The sequence below is a fragment of the Sphingomonas sp. Marseille-Q8236 genome, assembly GCF_965112005.1.
This window is the reverse complement of record NZ_CBCOPO010000001.1, coordinates 1,612,453-1,627,535: the sequence shown is the minus strand read 5'-3', so window position 1 is coordinate 1,627,535 and position 15,083 is coordinate 1,612,453. Positions and strand designations below refer to the sequence as shown.

Sequence of the window (15,083 nt, the reverse complement as noted above, 5' to 3'; positions counted from 1 at the left end):
GGGAAAAGCGTATGGGGCGTGCATGGAGCAGATGGTGGATTTTCAGCTTGGGGGCGATCCCCGGGCCCGTCGGATCGTGGTGGCGATGTCGGGCGGCGTGGACAGCTCGGTCGTCGCCGCGATGGCCCATGCGACGGGGGCCGAAACCATCGGCGTGACCCTGCAACTCTATGACCATGGCGAGGCTGTCGGCCGCGCGGGTGCCTGCTGCGCCGGCCGCGACATTCGCGACGCGCGCGCGGTCTGCGACCGGCTGGGCATCGCACACTATGTCTTCGACCATGAGGACAGTTTCCGCACCCAGGTCGTCGATCGCTTCGCCGACGAATATCTGGCCGGGCGGACGCCGATCCCGTGCGTCCAGTGCAATATGGGGCCGAAATTCACCGATCTGCTGAAGCTGGCGCGCGATCTGGGCGCGGATTGCCTGGCGACGGGCCATTATGTTCGGCGCGTCGCGGGGGTGAACGGTGCGGAGCTGCATCGCGGGGCCGATCCGGCACGCGACCAGAGCTATTTCCTGTTCGCGACGACGCAAGGCCAGCTCGACTTTCTACGCTTCCCGCTGGGGGCGCTGCCCAAGTCCCGCGTGCGGGAAATCGCCGCCGAACTGGGTCTTGGCGTCGCGGCCAAGCCCGATAGCCAGGACATCTGCTTCGTCCCCGATGGCGACTATGCGGGGCTGGTGAAGAAATTGCGTCCGGAATCGGATACGCGCGGCGACATCGTCGATCTGGCGGGCGCGAAGCTGGGCGAGCATCGCGGCCTGATTCACTATACGGTCGGCCAGCGGCGCGGGCTGGAGATCGGCGGCAGCCCCGAGCCGCTCTATGTCGTCCGGCTGGAGCCCGACACCAGGCGCGTCGTCGTCGGCCCGCGCAGCGCGCTGGCGGTCGAGGCGGCCCGGCTGACGGGCATGAACGTGCTGGGCCCGCTCGACGGTCCGCTCCTCGCCAAGGTCCGCTCCATGGCCAAGCCTGTTCCGGCGCGGATGGTCGGCGACCGCCTGGTCTTCGACACACCCGAATATGGCGTGTCGCCGGGGCAGGCGGCGGTGCTTTATGACGGCGACCGGGTGCTCGGCGGCGGCTGGATCGCGCAGACCGAGGCGGCACGGATCGCCGCCTGACGCGTTGATCCCGGCATGACCGGCCCCACCATCGAAGACCTGCGCCACCAGATGGAGGCGGCCGCCGAACGCCTTGATTTCGAGGAGGCGCGGGCCTTGCGCGACCGCATCAACCTGTTGCGCGGCGGGGCGGAGGATATGAGCGTCGACACCAGCGGCCTCACTCGGCAACAGCCGGGCGCCATGGGCCTGGGCACCAGCCAGTCCCGCCCCGAGCGCCCCGATGGCTGGGTGCCCCCGAAAAAGCCCGACCCGATGACCAAGGGTCGCGGGCGGCGACAGGGTCGATCCTAAGCCGCCAGGTCGAGACGGAAGAACTGGTTATGCGGGCTGGGCGAATAGTCCGCAAACGCTTCGCATGCCACGAACCCCGCGCTGCCGTACAGCGCGGTGGCGGGCGCATAAAACGGCGCCGTCCCGGTTTCGAGGCTCAGGCGCGCATAGCCGCGTTGCCGTGCCTGTTCGACGATGTGCGTCAGCACCCGTCGTCCCACGCCCCTGCGCCGTGCCGCCGGCGCGGCCCGCATCGACTTCACCTCGCCATGATCCGGCGCTAGCTGCTTCAGGGCGCCGAAGCCCATCAGGGTTTCCCCTTCCCACACCGTCCAGAAGGTCACGTCCGGGGCCGACAAGCCCGACGCGTCGAGCGCGAAGGAATATTCGGCCATTTCCCCTCGCAACTCGCGCAGGTGCAGCGCGAGCAGGTCCGCGACATAAGGCGCGCTCGGATCGTCCTGCCGTATTTCCATCATTCCCCCTTCGCTGTCGGCGAAATCCTACTGCCGTTCCCTCTCTTGCCAAGCCCGATCGCTATGGCTGCTCGGCAGGAACGAAGCGAAGCACCCCGGCCAGCCTTGCCGGCGCATGGGTGTCGCTGGGGTGATTGATGCCGTCATTGACCGGCACTTCGGCGAAATCAAAGGGGGACAGGCCGTCCAGACACGCGACGTTGACGCCATATTGATCGCGATTGGATCGCCTTTGATGATGGGTGTAGATGCCGCAGATCGAACAGAAGAAATGTTCGGCCACGCCCGTATTGAACCGATAGCGCGTCAGGCGATCCTCCCCGCTTAGGATCGTGATGCCGCCCATTTCGGCGGAGACGACCACGGCACCCCGCATTCGGCAATAGGAGCAATTGCAGCGCCGCACGCTATTCAGGCCGGCGCTGAGCGTCGCCTCGAAACGGACCGCACCGCAATGGCATTGTCCGGCCCAGCGATCCTTCCGCTCTTCAGCCATCACGACTCCGTCTCCCCTCATGGCGTCGGGACGAAATCATAGAGGGAAGGCGGTCCGATCCACCCCTCTTGCGCGCCCCGACCTGGCTTTCCCGTCAACGCCCCAAGGCGAAGGCTGCGCGATAGGCGGGCTTCACCGCCCCGGCGATCGCCCGCGTGACCGGCAGCGTCACCTCATAGCTGCCCTCGGCATAGGAGCCCGCGACATAAGGGTCGGCAAGCAATCCGATCCGGTCGATCGCGCGGCCGTTGGTCGATCCCAGCAATATGGTCAGATCCTTAACCGGCGGGCAGACATTCATCGAAGAGCCCTCGCCCTGGTTGCGCCGCCGCTGTTCGATCCGAAGATGCGCGCAATAATCGATCCGCGTCGCGCTTTGCAGCGCGGCGAGCGAGACGAAAACCGCCTTGGTGTCCAACCGCCGCCCCGCCGCCTTGTCCCAGAGCAGCGCCGACGAAGCAGGCTGTCCATGCGCCCCGCCCGTATAGTCATAGCTGTCGCTCGACAGGCTGAGGAAACGCGGCGTGTCGGTCACGACCTTCCACGTCTTTTCATAGGAATAGGGCCGGAACGGAAAGCCGGAAGCCTTGGCCTCGCGCCGATCCGATGCGGCGTCGTGCGCCGTTTTCCGTCGGAGATTGGCCGCTTCGCCATCGAGCGTGCGCTTCAAGGCGGGGATGCGCGCGACGGCGGCGGGGTACCGATAGGCGAATTCATAATCCGCAGTCTTGGCGTGGCTTGCCACCGTCTGCGCGGCCAGCGGGGCCGTCATTCCCCATAACGCCAGCCCGATCATTACCTTGCGCATCGCCCATCTCCTCCCGGAGCGAATATGTCTGGACCAGTCGGGCTGTACGGACGATGACCGGCCGCGTTCGTCTTGTTCACGACATGCCAAGAACGTATATCGAACAAATGGCGCAACTCGACACTCGTGAGAAGCTGGCGATCCTGGCGGACGCCGCAAAATATGACGCCTCCTGCGCGTCTTCGGGCACGTCCAAGCGCGACAGCCGCGACGGCAAGGGGATCGGCTCGACCGAAGGGATGGGCATTTGCCACGCCTATGCGCCCGATGGCCGATGCATCTCGCTGTTGAAGATCCTGCTGACCAATAGCTGCATCTTCGACTGCCATTATTGCATCAATCGCAAGTCGTCCAACGTCCGCCGCGCGCGCTTCACCACGCAGGAGGTGGTGAACCTCACCCTCGCCTTTTACCGGCGCAATTATATCGAGGGGCTGTTCCTCTCCTCGGGGATCATCAAATCGTCCAACTACACGATGGAGCAGATCGTCGAGGTCGCGCGGTCCCTGCGGGAGGATCATGGCTTTCGCGGTTATATCCATCTGAAGACGATCCCCGATGCCGATCCCGAACTGGTGCGGCTGGCGGGCGTCCATGCCGATCGCGTATCGATCAATGTCGAACTGCCCACGGTCGGCGGGCTGAAGCGGCTCGCGCCCGAAAAGGACGCCGCCCGGATCGAAGGCGCGATGGCGGAGGTGAAGACCGCGATCGACGATCGACAGGATGCGGCGAAGAAGTACAAGTCCGCCCCCGGCTTCGCCCCCGCCGGCCAGTCCACGCAGATGATCGTCGGTGCGGACGCCGCGACCGACCGCGACATCGTCGGGCGCGCGGCGACGCTCTATGACCGTTTCCGGCTGCGTCGCGTCTATTATTCGGCGTTCAGTCCGATCCCCGATGCGTCAGCCGTATTGCCGCTGCAACGGCCGCCCCTGATGCGCGAGCACCGGCTTTACCAGTCCGACTGGCTCATGCGCTTCTACGACTATCAGCCGCGCGAAGTGGCCGCCGCCGCCGATGAGGCGACGGGAATGCTGCCGCTCGACATCGATCCCAAGCTCGCCTGGGCGCTCAAATTCCGTCAGCATTTCCCGGTCGATGTGAATCGCGCGCCGCGCGAAATGCTGCTCCGCGTGCCGGGTCTCGGGGTGAAGGCGGTGGACCGGATCATCGCCAGCCGCAAATGGCGGCGATTGCGGCTGGAGGATATTGCGCGGCTGACCGTGTCGATCGCCAAATTGCGGCCTTTCCTGATCGCGGAGGACTGGCGCCCTGTCGCGCTGGCCGAGCAGGCGGACCTCCGGCCGCTGGTTAAGTCGCAGGTCAAACAGCTCGAACTTTTCGGCTGAGTGAGAGTGATTCGCGGGTGAAACGACCGCCGCGCTTCGGTGTTGGATGCGCGAAGGAGACAGGATCATGGCGACCGCCGACATCTATGCCGATCTGAAGCGCGATCACGACAAGCAGCGCGAAATGCTCAAGGAACTGGCCGAGCTGAAGGGCGACGGGGCCAAGCGCAAGAAGCTGTTCGAGACCTTTCGCATCGAGATTCAGAGCCACGCGGCCGCCGAGGAGGAATCGCTCTACGCCACCATGCTGGGCGAACCCGAACTGCGCGACGACGCCCGCCACTCGGTGTCCGAGCATAAGGAGATCGACGATCTGCTCGGCGAGATGATGGACCTCGACTTCGCCTCGGACGAATGGGAATCCAAATTCTTCCACATGCGTCATCGCTATGAACATCATATCGACGAGGAAGAGGAAGAGATGTTCCCCGCCGCCGAGAAGGAGCTCGACGACGCGACCGAGCAGAAACTGGCGGAGATTTATGAGACCCGCAAACCGATCGAGGCGAAGGAGGCCAAGGCCAACCCGCCCGGCGGAGACGAACGCGATTGATACCGGATGCCATGGAATTCCTCCCCTGCAAGGGGAGGTGGCAGGCCGCAGGTCTGACGGAGGGGTGTTCCGGGTCGCGAGCAAGGCGTACCTTTTCAAGTGGTAACACCCCGCCACCATGCTGCGCATGGTCCCCCTGCCCTTACGGGGGAGGAATAGGGGTCTTTCCATGCGCATCATAACCCTGTCCGCGCCCGATGACTTCGACGCCTGGCGTGAGGCGGCACGCGGGCTGATCGCCGACGGCGTGCCGCCCGATCAGGTCGTATGGCAGGTCGGCGATCAACCCGCCGACCTGTTCGGCTCGGTGGCCGATGACAGCCCGACCACCCCCGCCCCGCGCTTCACCGTCTCGCGCGGTTTTCTCGACCTTGCCCGCAGCGTGATTCTGTCCAACGACCAGGAACGTTTCGCGCTGCTCCACACCGCGCTCGACCGGTTGCGGCGACAGCCTCGGCTGATCGAGGATCAGGCCGACCCACTGGTCCGTCGTCTCGACCGACTGGCCAAGGCGGTTCGCCGCGACATTCACAAGATGCGGGCGTTCCTGCGCTTCCGCGAGACCGAGGATGACGACGGCCCGCGCTATGTCGCCTGGTTCGAACCGGAGCATCATATCGTCCGGGCCAATGCGGCGTTCTTCGTCAACCGCTTCACCACGATGCGCTGGTCGATCCTGACACCCGAGGTGTCGCTCCATTGGGACGGCAAGACGCTTGCCGAAGGACCGGGCGCCAGCAAGGCCGACGCGCCCGAGGGCGATCCGACCGAGGCGGTGTGGAAGACTTATTATGCCAGCATCTTCAACCCCGCGCGCGTGAAGATCGGCGCGATGTTGAAGGAGATGCCGCGCAAATACTGGAAAAACATGCCGGAAACCGCGTTGGTCCCGCAACTGATCGCAGGCGCGCAGGCACGGGAGACGGGCATGATCGACACGGCCAAGGTAGATGTCCGCTCGGGGCGCGGCGGCAATGCGCAAGCAGCCTGGGCGGCGCTCCGCGACGAGGCGATGGGCTGCACCCGCTGCCCGCTCTATGCGCCCGCAACGCAAACGGTGTTCGGCGAAGGCCCGGTGGACGCCCCGCTGATGTTCGTCGGCGAGCAGCCGGGCGACCAAGAGGATCTGGCGGGCCATCCCTTTGTCGGCCCGGCCGGACAGGTCTTCGACCGCGCGGTGGCGGAGGCGGGGATCGACCGCGCGCGTGCCTATGTCACCAACGCGGTCAAGCATTTCAAATTCGAACCGCGCGGCAAGCGTCGTATCCATAGCTCGCCCAATGCGGGCGAAATCCAGGCCTGTCGCTGGTGGGTGGAGCAGGAACGCCTGCTGATCCAGCCACAGGTGACGGTCGCACTGGGCGCGACGGCGGCGCGCTCGCTGTTCGGCAAGGTGATGACGATCGGGCGGGAGCGAGGCAAGGCGCTGACCCTGCCCGATGGCGGCACCGCGTTCATCACGGTGCACCCCAGCTTCCTGCTCCGCCTGCCCGATCCGGAGGCGAAGAAAGTCGAATATGCGCGGTTCGTGGAGGACTTGAAGCTGGCGGCCTCAGCGCTCCCGTAGCGCGGGGTACATTGTCGAGTGGTACCGCAACCACTTCTCACGACAGAGGCCGGGTGCAAGACACACCCGGCCCCGTCGAACAATCAGCCGTGGCAGGTGCAACCGGCGTGGTCGCAGCCATTGCCGCCCTCATGATGCTGGGCGCAGGCATCGCTGCAGAAGCTGCGGCCCTCGGCCTCGATAGCATTGTTGACGCTGACGATGCAGACGCAGTCGGCGCACGCACACTTCACTTGGTCGACGGTGACGGCCATTGGAATCACTCCTCATCTACGGATTCAGGTTCGAGCACATGGTCCATCATGTTGGTCAGCATGGTGCGGATATGGCAGTCGGGCAGTTCGTAAAGGACGTTGCGTCCCTGCCGGCTCTGCTTGAGCAGACGCCCGGCGCGCAGCAATCGCAGATGCTGCGAAACCAGGCTCTGGCTCACGCCTACCTCCTGCGTCAGCTCGCTCACGGTACGCGGCCCGTCCAGACACGCGACCACCAGCCTCAGCCGATTGGGTTCGCCGAGAAGACGAAACACATCGGCGAGCAACGCCCCTTCATCCGGTGTCATGCAAATATCAACATATGAACGCGTATGTTCACATGAAAGTTGATGTCAATCAACATTCCGATGCGGAGCGCCTGAATGGGCAGATTGCGGCGCCGTCCGTCACATCGTCCTCGGGTCCGGCCCGATCCGGCCGTCCTCATCGTCCAGCGCATCGATCGCCGCCATATCCTCGGCGTCCAGCGTCAGTCCGATCGCGGCGAAATTGTCCGCCATATGCGCCGCATCCGCCGCCTTGGGGATGACCGACAGGCCATGCGCCAGATGCCAGGCCAGCACGACCTGCGCCGCCGAGCGACCATGCTTGTCCGCAATCGCGGCGATCGCAGGCATCTTCAGCAGTTCGCCGCCCTGGTCCAGCGGGCTCCAGCTCTGGGTCACGATGCCCTTCGCCGCATGATATTCGCGCGCCTCGCGCTGCTGGAACCGGGGATGCAGCTCGATCTGATTGACGGCGGGCACCACACCCGTCGCCTCGATGATCCGCTCGAGATGTTCGGGCAGAAAGTTCGACACGCCAATCGATCTGGCCTTGCCCGCCTCACGCAATGCAATGAGGCTTTGCCAGGCCTCGACATAATCGTCCTCGGCCGGAACCGGCCAGTGGATGAGATACAGGTCGACCGCGTCGACGCCCAACAGCGCCAGGCTTTCGTCCAGCGCCGCCCCGGCGTCGCGGTGGCGGTCGTTCCACAGCTTTGTGGTCAGAAAGGCGTCGGTGTCGCGCAGCCCCTCACCCACGCCGCGCTCATTGCCATAAAGGGCGGCGGTATCGATCAGCCGATAGCCGGTATCCCATCCGCGCCGTACGACCAGCGCGACCTGCGAGTCCGGGATCTGATAGGTACCAAGGCCCAGTCGGGGCATGGCGCGGCCGTCATTCAGGGTCAGCATCGTCATGCCGTCCCAAACCGACCGGCTTGCGCCCCGGTTCCGATTGACCACTGCGGCCGGATCGCGCAAGTCGCTGGCCCCATGGTCGAACACATTCTTTCCGCGCTGGCGGGCTTTGCCATCTGGGTGATTTCCACCGGCGGCTATCTGGGCATCATGCTGCTGATGGCGATCGAGAGCGCGTGCATCCCGCTGCCGTCCGAGATCATCATGCCCTTCGCGGGCTATCTGGTGTCGACCGGGCAGTTCAATCTCTACCCCGCCGCGACGGCGGGGGCGCTGGGATGCAATCTGGGCTCGATCGTCGCCTATGAGATCGGCAAGCGTGGCGGGCGTCCGGTCGCGGAGCGATGGGGCAAATATCTGTTGATCGGTCCGGGCGAGCTCGACGCCGCGGATCGCTTCTTCGCGCGATATGGCTCGATCGCGGTGCTGATCGGGCGGCTATTGCCGGTCATCCGCACCTTCATCGCTTTTCCGGCGGGGGTGGCGCGGATGAAGCTCGTGCCCTTCCATCTCTACACCTTTCTGGGCAGCTGGCCCTTTTGTCTGGTGCTGGCGATCGTCGGGCGCGAACTGGGTGAGAAATGGGATTCGGACCCGCGCGTAAAGGCGTTCTTCCACCGCGCCGACCTGGCCATCGGGATCGTGCTGGTGGTGCTGATCGGCCTCTACGTCTGGCACCGCGTGCGCGGGCTCAAGCGCGCGCAGGACTGAACCAGCCAAAGGGTCAGCGGGATGGCCACCACCGCCCACAGGGCCAGGCCATTCCACGTTCTCCAGCCCCACCATTCGGACGCCACGGTGCGAAGGTCTCCATAGCGGAAATGCTGCTGGATCACCGCGTCCCACCAGACCCAGCGGAATGCCGATGGCGCGAAGATTTCCGCCGCCGCGATGGTCATGTTGATCCCGATCGACACCAGCAGGATCGCGGCGTTCAGCCCCCGCAACCCGACCGAGCGCGTCGCCGCCCAGAAGGGGGCCAGCCCGAGCGCCGCCACCCCGGCCAGCGGCATGGCATGACGCGGCCCGGTCGCGTTGCCGCCGTCCCAATAGACATAGGCCGCGTTGATCAGCAGCGCGATCACCGCCACCCCGCCCGCCGTCAGCGCGAGGCCACGCGTCTCCCGCTCCTCCGCCAGTCGCCACAAGCCCATGGGCGCCAGAAGCAGGATCGGCGCGACCCAGATCAGCCCGCGTGTCGGCCCGGCCAATATCGCCCATAGCACCCCCGGATCGGGCAGGGTCAGGCCGAACAGGCCCTGATTCATCCCCTCGAACCCCACCACACCCGAATAGCCGATGCGGAACGGCGTCCCGAAGGCGAAGATATTATAGCCCAGCAGCGGCAACAGTCCGATCACGCCACCGGCGATCATCGGCCACAACGCGGCAGGCCGACGGCGATGCCGCCAGACCGCCCATAAGCCGATCAGCGACCCGGCGAGCACCGCCTGATACTCGACCACCACGGCCCAGCCCAGCGCGAGCCCCGCCACCGCCAGCCACCGGCCTCCCCCTCGTTCGACGGCGGCCAGCGCGATGACGAACAGCGCCGCGACGCCGGCATGGCCCATCAATGTGGTCGAATAGCCCCAGATCGGGGTTCCAAGCGCATAGCCCAGGGCGGCGAACAGCGCCGCGCCGCTCTGCCCGGTCACGCGCCACGCCAGATCGAACAGCAGCACCGCCGCGATCGCGGTCAGCAGCGCCGATCCCAGCGCGGCGGCGACACGCGTCCGCAACCGTAGATAGCGAACGAAACCCTCGTCCCCCGCCGTCATCGCATGATGATCGGCCCGGTCGCCGGTGATGCCATCGACCAGTGCGACGGCGGGCAGCGCCATCAGGGTCATGCCCGGCGCCTTGTCGAGATAGGCATGGTCGCCGAACTGCGCCTTGTCGATGGTCAGCGGTGCCATGGGGTCGATCGTCGCCGTGCCATTCTCGACCATGCGGATCGCGGCGAACAGGCGGGTGGCGTTATTGGGATTCAACTCCCATGATCCGAACCAGCTGGCGGAGAACCAGATCAGCAGGAACAGGCCGATCCGAATGCCGCTCAAGCCCTGCCACCTGCTCATCGCCAACCCCCTCGCCTTGCCGCCGCGCGCTATCCGGCTGGCCGCCGCGATGCAAGGCAAGCCCTACCATCGACGGAGGGGCGTCAGGCTTGCGCGATGGGCAGCGCGCTGGTCGATTTGATCTCCGACAACGCCACGGTCGAATTGATTTCCTGCACCCCCGGCAGGTTCGACAGGCGCTCGAAAAACAGCCGTTCATAGGATTCGATGTCTGCCGCGACGATACGCAGCATGAAGTCGACCGAGCCCATCAGGACATGGCATTCCATCACCTCGGGGATTTCGCGGATCGCGGCGGCGAACTGGTCCAGATTCGCGCGGCCATGCGCGTTCAGCTTCACCTGCGCGAAGATTTGCGCCTTCAGCCCGACCTTCGCCCGATCGACCAGCGCCACGCGCCGCTTGATGATGCCATCCCGCTCCAGCCGATCGATCCGCCGCCAGCATGGAGAGGCGGACAGGCCGACCGCCTCGGCGATGGCGGCGGTGGACAGGCTGGCATCCTCCTGAAGCAGGGCGAGGATTCGCCATTCCCAAATATCGAGGTCGTGCGGCATGTTCATTCCGATAAGTGAAGCATCCGGGTCATTTCAACCGGATTTCTTACTTACGACCGTCAAATACGGCCAGTTTCGCCCGGCGTCATGCGCTATTCACTCTATTGCCAGACCATTCAGGGATCACACCATGTCGCTCACCACCCATCACCGCCAGGATCTGCCACCCGAAGAGGTGGTGACTTTCTACGACCGGGAAAGTGGTGCGCGGGGAATCATCGCACTGCACTCGACCGCCCTGGGGCCAGCGGCAGGCGGATGCCGGCTGTGGCGCTATGCCGATCATCAGGCGGCGACGCTGGACGCGCTGCGGCTGGCCGAGGGCATGGCGCTGAAGAATGCGCTGGCCGAGCTTCCCTTTGGTGGCGGCAAGGCGGTGATCTGCCTGCCCGACGGCCCCTTCGACCGTGCGGCGCTGTTCCGCGCCTTCGGCCGGGAGGTCGCTTCGCTCAAGGGCCGCTATGTCACCGCCGAGGATGTCGGGACCAGCGTTGCGGACATGAGCGAGGTTGCGACCCAGACGCACCATGTCGCGGGATTGCCTCCCAAGGGGGCGCAGCCGGGCGGCGATCCGTCGCCCTGGACCGCGCTGGGTGTGTTGCAGGCGATGAGGGCCGCCGTTCGGCATCGTCTGGGCGCGGATCTTTCGGATATGACGGTGGCGGTGCAGGGGCTCGGCCATGTCGGCTTTGCCCTGTGCGAATTGCTGCACGAAGCGAGTGCGACGCTGATCGTCGCCGAGCCGCGCAGTGAGGTCGCCGCGCGCGCCGCCGACCGGTTCGGCGCGATGGTGATGAGCAGCCGCGCCTTGCTGTCGGCCCGCGCCGATGTGTTCGCCCCTTGCGCACTGGGCGGCGTACTGAACGCGCAGAGCGTCGCCGACCTGAAAGCCAGCGTCGTATGCGGCGCGGCCAATAACCAGCTGGCCGACGACGCCATGGCCGAACGGCTGGCCGAGCGGGACATACTCTATGCGCCGGATTTCCTCGTCAATGCGGGCGGCATCGTCAATGTCGCGGGCGAATATCTGGGCTGGCGCAAGGCCGAGGTTCGCCGCCGCGTCCTGGCCATCGGCACGCGGATGGAGGACACGCTGGCCCATGCCGCCAGCGCCGGATTGACCCCGCATCACGCGGCCCGCGCCATCGCGCAGGACCGCATGGCGCGCGGCCCACGGGTGCAGGCGCAGGCGGCCTAAGCGGCCCTTTGGCTTTCGACGTCGCTCAGGCCGGACGGAGGGTAGGATAGACGCCTGACCTCCGTTCACCCCGAGCGACGTCGCAGCGCACGTTCCGCCCCATGAACGACACCCATTCCGCCCCTGCAAGGGGAGATAGTGAAGGGATGCCCTCCTATCGGAAGCGCGGATACCCCTCTGTCCGACCTGCGGCCAACCACCTCTCCATATGGGGGAGAGAAGGCTCCAGCCATCACTGATTCCGCGGTTCCTCGTCCCGCCTGCGCTGGGCATTGATCGCGCGGTTCTCGCGGGCGCGCTGGACGAAGCACCCCGTCGCGCCGCCCGCGCCCACCGCCGAGCAACTGCCGATGCTGTTGACGCCGGTTCCCTCATTCAGTGTGCCCGTCGAACGCGCCGCCCAGCTCTCATTCTCGGGCGTCACCTGAAGTTCGCGCAGTTCCTTGGGCACGCGGAATTGCTCCTCGGCGCTACGGCGAACGCAGACCACGATCTCATTGCCATTATTGTCGGTCGGGCAACGTTCATTGCCGAACAGGGTCAGCACGCCGTTGACTGGTGCATTGCGCGACACTTCCCCCGGCCCCTCGATCGGCCGGGCCTTGATCGCACCGGGCGCGGCGACCTGTTGCGCCAGAGCGGGTTCGCCCGCTGCGATCATGCCGAAACCCGCCAGCGCCGCGATGCGCCATGAACGGTGGAACATCCTCTCTCTCCCGCTCGCCCGGTGTCAGATTCGCTTGGCCGCGGCGATCGCGACCTTGCAGCCTGCCCGGATCAAACCATACATCACCGGATAGGCGATCGCCTCTTCCGCACCCGCGCCCAGCGCGTGGTCGCGATGCTCCAATTCTTCGGCCTGGAAATCGGCGATCGCGTTCGACAATTCGGGGTCGCTATCGCCCAGTTCGTCGAGCTGCGCCTGATAATGTTTGTCGATCTCGGTCTCGACCGCCGCCGTGCAGGCCATCGCCGCCTTGGGACTGATCGCCGCCGTGATCGCGCCCAGCGCAAAGCCCGCCTTGTCCCAGAAGGGCTGGAACAGCGTCGGGCGGACCCGGCGTTCGGCGATCATCCGGTCGAAAAAGGCGCGGTGCCGCTCCTCCTGCTCGGCCATGTGATGGATGGCGCGCGCAAAGGGGTGGCGGTCGCCCAACACGGCCAATTGCCCGGCGTAGATGCGGGTCGCGCCATATTCCCCGGCCTGGTCCACCCGGACCATCGCCTTCATCGGTTCGCGCCGGTCGCCCGGCATCCAGCGCAGCTGGCTCATCGTGCCTTCCTCATCAACACCAGGATCGCCGCCGCCCCGCCCAGCGAGAAGATCGCATTGAACCCGGCCAGCGAAATCCCGCCCAGGGTCCATTGCGCCACGTCGCAGCGGATGACCGGCGCCTTCAAGATCGCGTTCAGCCGGTCGGCCGCAGAGCCACCCGTGAAATCCACCGTCGAGGTGCAGGCGGTGAAACCCTGCCACCAGCCATATTCGACTCCGGCATGGGCGACACCGATCACCCCCGACACTGCGATCAACAACGCGGCGAGGATGACAAGCGATCCCCGGATGCTGCGCTGGCCGATGAAGAAGGCGGCGAAGGCAGGCAGCAGCGCGGCATAATGCGGCCAGCGCTGCCAATGGCACATCTCGCATGGATAGAGGCCGCCGAACAACTGGCTGCCCCAGGCGCCGGCCAGCAGCGCGAGCGGGAGGAAGAAGGCGATGAGGTTGGCCAGCCTCTCGCCGCGGGTACGGAGCACGGCCATGGTCACTTCACCGGCGGCTTGGTGGCGGCGGCGACCTGGGTGGGTCCGCCCAGCCGCGCGATGGTCTTGAGAGCATAGTAAAGCTGGAAGTCCTCGACCCCCTGCTTCTTCAACGCGTCGGGCGTCATCGCGAAACGCGGATCGTCCTTTGTATCCTCTTCCAGGATCGCGTTATCCGCCTTCACCTCGTTGATCAGGTGGCGGCGCAGATCGGCCTCGCGGAAGACGGGGCGCGTCTTGTAATCGGGGTCGGAAATCTGCGGCACCTTGATATCGGGCTCGATCCCGCCCTCCTGCACCGACCGGCCCGACGGGGTATAATAGCGCGCGGTGGTCAGGCGCAGTGCCGTCTCCGGCCCCAGCGGCAGCAGCGTCTGCACCGATCCCTTGCCGAAGCTGCGCTCGCCCATCACCAGCGCGCGGTGATGATCCTGGAGCGCACCGGCGACGATCTCGGAGGCCGAGGCGGTGCCCGAGTTGGTCAGGACAATCACCGGCAGGCCATGCGCGTCGTCGCCGGGCTTGGCATAATAGCGTTCGATGTCGGACTTTTCGCGCCCGCGCTGCGACACGATCTCGCCATGATCGAGGAAGGCGTCGCTGACCGCGATCGCCTGGGTCAGCAGGCCGCCGCCATTGTCGCGCAGATCGACGACATAGCCCAGCGGCCGGTGCCCCAGCGCCTTGTCGATCGCCATGATCGCCGCGCGCGTATCGGCGCCCGTATTCTCGGAGAAGGTGTTGATGTTGATATAGCCGACATCGCCCTTCACTTCCCATTTCACTGGGCGCTGGACGATGACCTCGCGCGTCAAGGTCAGCTCGATCGGCTTGTCGCGACCGGGGCGGACGATGGTCAGCTTGATCTTGGTGCCGGGCTTGCCCCGCATCTGGCCGATCGCCTCGTCCAGCGACTGGCCATAGATCAGTTTGCCGTCGATATGGGTGATATAGTCGCCCGACTTCACGCCCGCGCGACCTGCCGGGGTATCCTCCTGCGGTGCGATGACCTTGATCGCGCCGTCCTCCATCGACACGGTCAGGCCCAGCCCGCCATAATTGCCCTCTGTCTGGATTTTCAGATTGTCGAAATCGAGCGCATCGACATAGCTGCTATGCGGATCGAGCGCGGCCAGCATCCCCTGGATCGCGCCCTTGATCAGCGTGTCGTCATCGACCTTGTCGACATAATCGGCCTTGATCCGGTTGTAGACGTCGAGAAACCGGTCGAACTGGCGGACGGTAGAGCTGTCGACCGCCGCCATCGCGGAGGTGGTGATCGGCACCATGGCAAGCGCGCCGACGATGGCAGTAGCAGTCAGAAGCGGACGTTTCGGAAGCGTACGGGGCATCGAGGGTCCTGGACCAGA

General features: G+C 65.7%; 19 protein-coding genes. 7 read left to right on the top strand and 12 right to left on the bottom strand.

The window, feature by feature from the left end; translation table 11 throughout:
• The first annotated feature begins 22 nt into the window (after positions 1-22).
• Positions 23-1,129 carry a tRNA 2-thiouridine(34) synthase MnmA gene (gene mnmA, locus ACWPWT_RS07745; RefSeq protein WP_454279211.1) on the top strand — a complete coding sequence of 369 codons (1,107 nt, stop codon included), beginning with the start codon at positions 23-25 and terminating at the stop codon, positions 1,127-1,129.
• Positions 1,130-1,144: 15 nt separating this feature from the next.
• Entirely contained in the window at positions 1,145-1,423 is a 279-nt protein-coding gene (locus ACWPWT_RS07740) for a UvrB/UvrC motif-containing protein (protein WP_261268910.1), read from the top strand.
• Here ACWPWT_RS07740 and ACWPWT_RS07735 read toward each other — a convergent pair.
• The 3 genes from ACWPWT_RS07735 to ACWPWT_RS07725 form a co-directional block, all read right to left on the bottom strand.
• Entirely contained in the window at positions 1,420-1,881 is a 462-nt protein-coding gene (locus tag ACWPWT_RS07735) for a GNAT family N-acetyltransferase (protein WP_454279210.1), read from the bottom strand. The genes ACWPWT_RS07740 and ACWPWT_RS07735 overlap by 4 nt on opposite strands.
• 58 nt (positions 1,882-1,939) lie before the next feature.
• A complete protein-coding gene (locus tag ACWPWT_RS07730) occupies positions 1,940-2,374 on the bottom strand; it encodes a GFA family protein (protein ID WP_454279209.1) in 435 nt (144 codons plus the stop codon).
• A gap of 94 nt (positions 2,375-2,468) precedes the next feature.
• The gene (locus ACWPWT_RS07725) at positions 2,469-3,182 is read right to left on the bottom strand and encodes a DUF4163 domain-containing protein (RefSeq protein WP_454279208.1); all 714 of its coding nucleotides are present in this window, start codon (positions 3,180-3,182) and stop codon (positions 2,469-2,471) included.
• A gap of 107 nt (positions 3,183-3,289) precedes the next feature.
• On the opposite strand from ACWPWT_RS07725, the gene ACWPWT_RS07720 reads away from it, so the two are divergent.
• The 3 genes from ACWPWT_RS07720 to ACWPWT_RS07710 all read left to right on the top strand — a co-directional run bounded on the left by ACWPWT_RS07720 (position 3,290) and on the right by ACWPWT_RS07710 (position 6,654).
• A complete protein-coding gene (locus tag ACWPWT_RS07720; protein ID WP_454279207.1) occupies positions 3,290-4,534 on the top strand; it encodes a putative DNA modification/repair radical SAM protein in 1,245 nt (414 codons plus the stop codon).
• A gap of 67 nt (positions 4,535-4,601) precedes the next feature.
• Positions 4,602-5,087, top strand: a complete 486-nt coding sequence (locus tag ACWPWT_RS07715; RefSeq protein ID WP_261268906.1) for a hemerythrin domain-containing protein — start codon at positions 4,602-4,604, stop codon at positions 5,085-5,087.
• A gap of 169 nt (positions 5,088-5,256) precedes the next feature.
• Positions 5,257-6,654 carry a UdgX family uracil-DNA binding protein gene (locus tag ACWPWT_RS07710; protein ID WP_454279206.1) on the top strand — a complete coding sequence of 466 codons (1,398 nt, stop codon included), beginning with the start codon at positions 5,257-5,259 and terminating at the stop codon, positions 6,652-6,654.
• Positions 6,655-6,737: 83 nt separating this feature from the next.
• Here the strand turns inward: ACWPWT_RS07710 and ACWPWT_RS07705 are convergent, their stop codons facing one another.
• The 3 genes from ACWPWT_RS07705 to ACWPWT_RS07695 form a co-directional block, all read right to left on the bottom strand.
• Complete coding sequence (locus tag ACWPWT_RS07705) at positions 6,738-6,908, bottom strand: metallothionein (protein WP_058715199.1); 171 nt, start codon at positions 6,906-6,908, stop codon at positions 6,738-6,740.
• A gap of 5 nt (positions 6,909-6,913) precedes the next feature.
• On the bottom strand, positions 6,914-7,216 hold the full coding sequence (locus tag ACWPWT_RS07700) for an ArsR/SmtB family transcription factor (protein ID WP_261268904.1): 303 nt from the start codon (positions 7,214-7,216) through the stop codon (positions 6,914-6,916).
• 99 nt (positions 7,217-7,315) lie between these two features.
• Positions 7,316-8,113 carry an aldo/keto reductase gene (locus tag ACWPWT_RS07695; protein WP_454279205.1) on the bottom strand — a complete coding sequence of 266 codons (798 nt, stop codon included), beginning with the start codon at positions 8,111-8,113 and terminating at the stop codon, positions 7,316-7,318.
• Positions 8,114-8,188: 75 nt separating this feature from the next.
• Between ACWPWT_RS07695 and ACWPWT_RS07690 the strand changes: the two genes are divergently transcribed.
• A complete protein-coding gene (locus ACWPWT_RS07690; protein WP_454279204.1) occupies positions 8,189-8,824 on the top strand; it encodes a DedA family protein in 636 nt (211 codons plus the stop codon).
• On the opposite strand, the gene ACWPWT_RS07685 is transcribed toward ACWPWT_RS07690, so the two are convergent.
• The gene (locus tag ACWPWT_RS07685) at positions 8,779-10,194 is read right to left on the bottom strand and encodes an ArnT family glycosyltransferase (RefSeq protein WP_454279203.1); all 1,416 of its coding nucleotides are present in this window, start codon (positions 10,192-10,194) and stop codon (positions 8,779-8,781) included. The genes ACWPWT_RS07690 and ACWPWT_RS07685 overlap by 46 nt on opposite strands.
• Positions 10,195-10,277: 83 nt before the next feature.
• Positions 10,278-10,751 carry an Lrp/AsnC family transcriptional regulator gene (locus ACWPWT_RS07680; protein ID WP_454279202.1) on the bottom strand — a complete coding sequence of 158 codons (474 nt, stop codon included), beginning with the start codon at positions 10,749-10,751 and terminating at the stop codon, positions 10,278-10,280.
• Positions 10,752-10,881: 130 nt separating this feature from the next.
• Between ACWPWT_RS07680 and ACWPWT_RS07675 the strand changes: the two genes are divergently transcribed.
• Positions 10,882-11,949: a Glu/Leu/Phe/Val family dehydrogenase gene (locus tag ACWPWT_RS07675; RefSeq protein WP_454279201.1), complete on the top strand. Its 1,068-nt coding sequence runs from the start codon at positions 10,882-10,884 to the stop codon at positions 11,947-11,949.
• 232 nt (positions 11,950-12,181) lie between these two features.
• Here ACWPWT_RS07675 and ACWPWT_RS07670 read toward each other — a convergent pair whose 3' ends face one another.
• The 4 genes from ACWPWT_RS07670 to ACWPWT_RS07655 are packed head-to-tail and all read right to left on the bottom strand — an operon-like array spanning position 12,182 to position 15,065.
• Positions 12,182-12,655: a hypothetical protein gene (locus ACWPWT_RS07670; protein WP_454279200.1), complete on the bottom strand. Its 474-nt coding sequence runs from the start codon at positions 12,653-12,655 to the stop codon at positions 12,182-12,184.
• A gap of 24 nt (positions 12,656-12,679) precedes the next feature.
• Positions 12,680-13,222 carry a demethoxyubiquinone hydroxylase family protein gene (locus tag ACWPWT_RS07665; protein WP_261268897.1) on the bottom strand — a complete coding sequence of 181 codons (543 nt, stop codon included), beginning with the start codon at positions 13,220-13,222 and terminating at the stop codon, positions 12,680-12,682.
• Positions 13,219-13,713 (bottom strand): disulfide bond formation protein B, encoded by a 495-nt coding sequence (locus tag ACWPWT_RS07660; protein ID WP_454279199.1) that lies wholly within the window; start codon positions 13,711-13,713, stop codon positions 13,219-13,221. Before ACWPWT_RS07660 ends, ACWPWT_RS07665 begins: the two co-directional genes overlap by 4 nt.
• A gap of 2 nt (positions 13,714-13,715) precedes the next feature.
• Positions 13,716-15,065, bottom strand: a complete 1,350-nt coding sequence (locus tag ACWPWT_RS07655; protein WP_454279198.1) for a S41 family peptidase — start codon at positions 15,063-15,065, stop codon at positions 13,716-13,718.
• Positions 15,066-15,083: the final 18 nt, after the last annotated feature.

Excerpts from the sequence above, each read along its gene's own strand:
- ACWPWT_RS07660 (WP_454279199.1), bottom strand. The coding sequence starts at position 13,713 with ATGGCCGTGCTCCGTACCCGCGGCGAGAGGCTGGCCAACCTCATCGCC.
- ACWPWT_RS07665 (WP_261268897.1), bottom strand. The coding sequence starts at position 13,222 with ATGAGCCAGCTGCGCTGGATGCCGGGCGACCGGCGCGAACCGATGAAG.
- ACWPWT_RS07655 (WP_454279198.1), bottom strand. The coding sequence starts at position 15,065 with ATGCCCCGTACGCTTCCGAAACGTCCGCTTCTGACTGCTACTGCCATC.
- ACWPWT_RS07670 (WP_454279200.1), bottom strand. The coding sequence starts at position 12,655 with ATGTTCCACCGTTCATGGCGCATCGCGGCGCTGGCGGGTTTCGGCATG.
- ACWPWT_RS07725 (WP_454279208.1), bottom strand. The coding sequence starts at position 3,182 with ATGCGCAAGGTAATGATCGGGCTGGCGTTATGGGGAATGACGGCCCCG.
- mnmA (WP_454279211.1), top strand. The coding sequence starts at position 23 with ATGGAGCAGATGGTGGATTTTCAGCTTGGGGGCGATCCCCGGGCCCGT.
- ACWPWT_RS07740 (WP_261268910.1), top strand. The coding sequence starts at position 1,145 with ATGACCGGCCCCACCATCGAAGACCTGCGCCACCAGATGGAGGCGGCC.
- ACWPWT_RS07695 (WP_454279205.1), bottom strand. The coding sequence starts at position 8,113 with ATGACGATGCTGACCCTGAATGACGGCCGCGCCATGCCCCGACTGGGC.
- ACWPWT_RS07735 (WP_454279210.1), bottom strand. The coding sequence starts at position 1,881 with ATGATGGAAATACGGCAGGACGATCCGAGCGCGCCTTATGTCGCGGAC.
- ACWPWT_RS07730 (WP_454279209.1), bottom strand. The coding sequence starts at position 2,374 with ATGGCTGAAGAGCGGAAGGATCGCTGGGCCGGACAATGCCATTGCGGT.
- ACWPWT_RS07710 (WP_454279206.1), top strand. The coding sequence starts at position 5,257 with ATGCGCATCATAACCCTGTCCGCGCCCGATGACTTCGACGCCTGGCGT.
- ACWPWT_RS07675 (WP_454279201.1), top strand. The coding sequence starts at position 10,882 with ATGTCGCTCACCACCCATCACCGCCAGGATCTGCCACCCGAAGAGGTG.
- ACWPWT_RS07715 (WP_261268906.1), top strand. The coding sequence starts at position 4,602 with ATGGCGACCGCCGACATCTATGCCGATCTGAAGCGCGATCACGACAAG.
- ACWPWT_RS07700 (WP_261268904.1), bottom strand. The coding sequence starts at position 7,216 with ATGACACCGGATGAAGGGGCGTTGCTCGCCGATGTGTTTCGTCTTCTC.
- ACWPWT_RS07680 (WP_454279202.1), bottom strand. The coding sequence starts at position 10,751 with ATGCCGCACGACCTCGATATTTGGGAATGGCGAATCCTCGCCCTGCTT.
- ACWPWT_RS07685 (WP_454279203.1), bottom strand. The coding sequence starts at position 10,194 with ATGAGCAGGTGGCAGGGCTTGAGCGGCATTCGGATCGGCCTGTTCCTG.
- ACWPWT_RS07705 (WP_058715199.1), bottom strand. The coding sequence starts at position 6,908 with ATGGCCGTCACCGTCGACCAAGTGAAGTGTGCGTGCGCCGACTGCGTC.
- ACWPWT_RS07690 (WP_454279204.1), top strand. The coding sequence starts at position 8,189 with ATGGTCGAACACATTCTTTCCGCGCTGGCGGGCTTTGCCATCTGGGTG.
- ACWPWT_RS07720 (WP_454279207.1), top strand. The coding sequence starts at position 3,290 with ATGGCGCAACTCGACACTCGTGAGAAGCTGGCGATCCTGGCGGACGCC.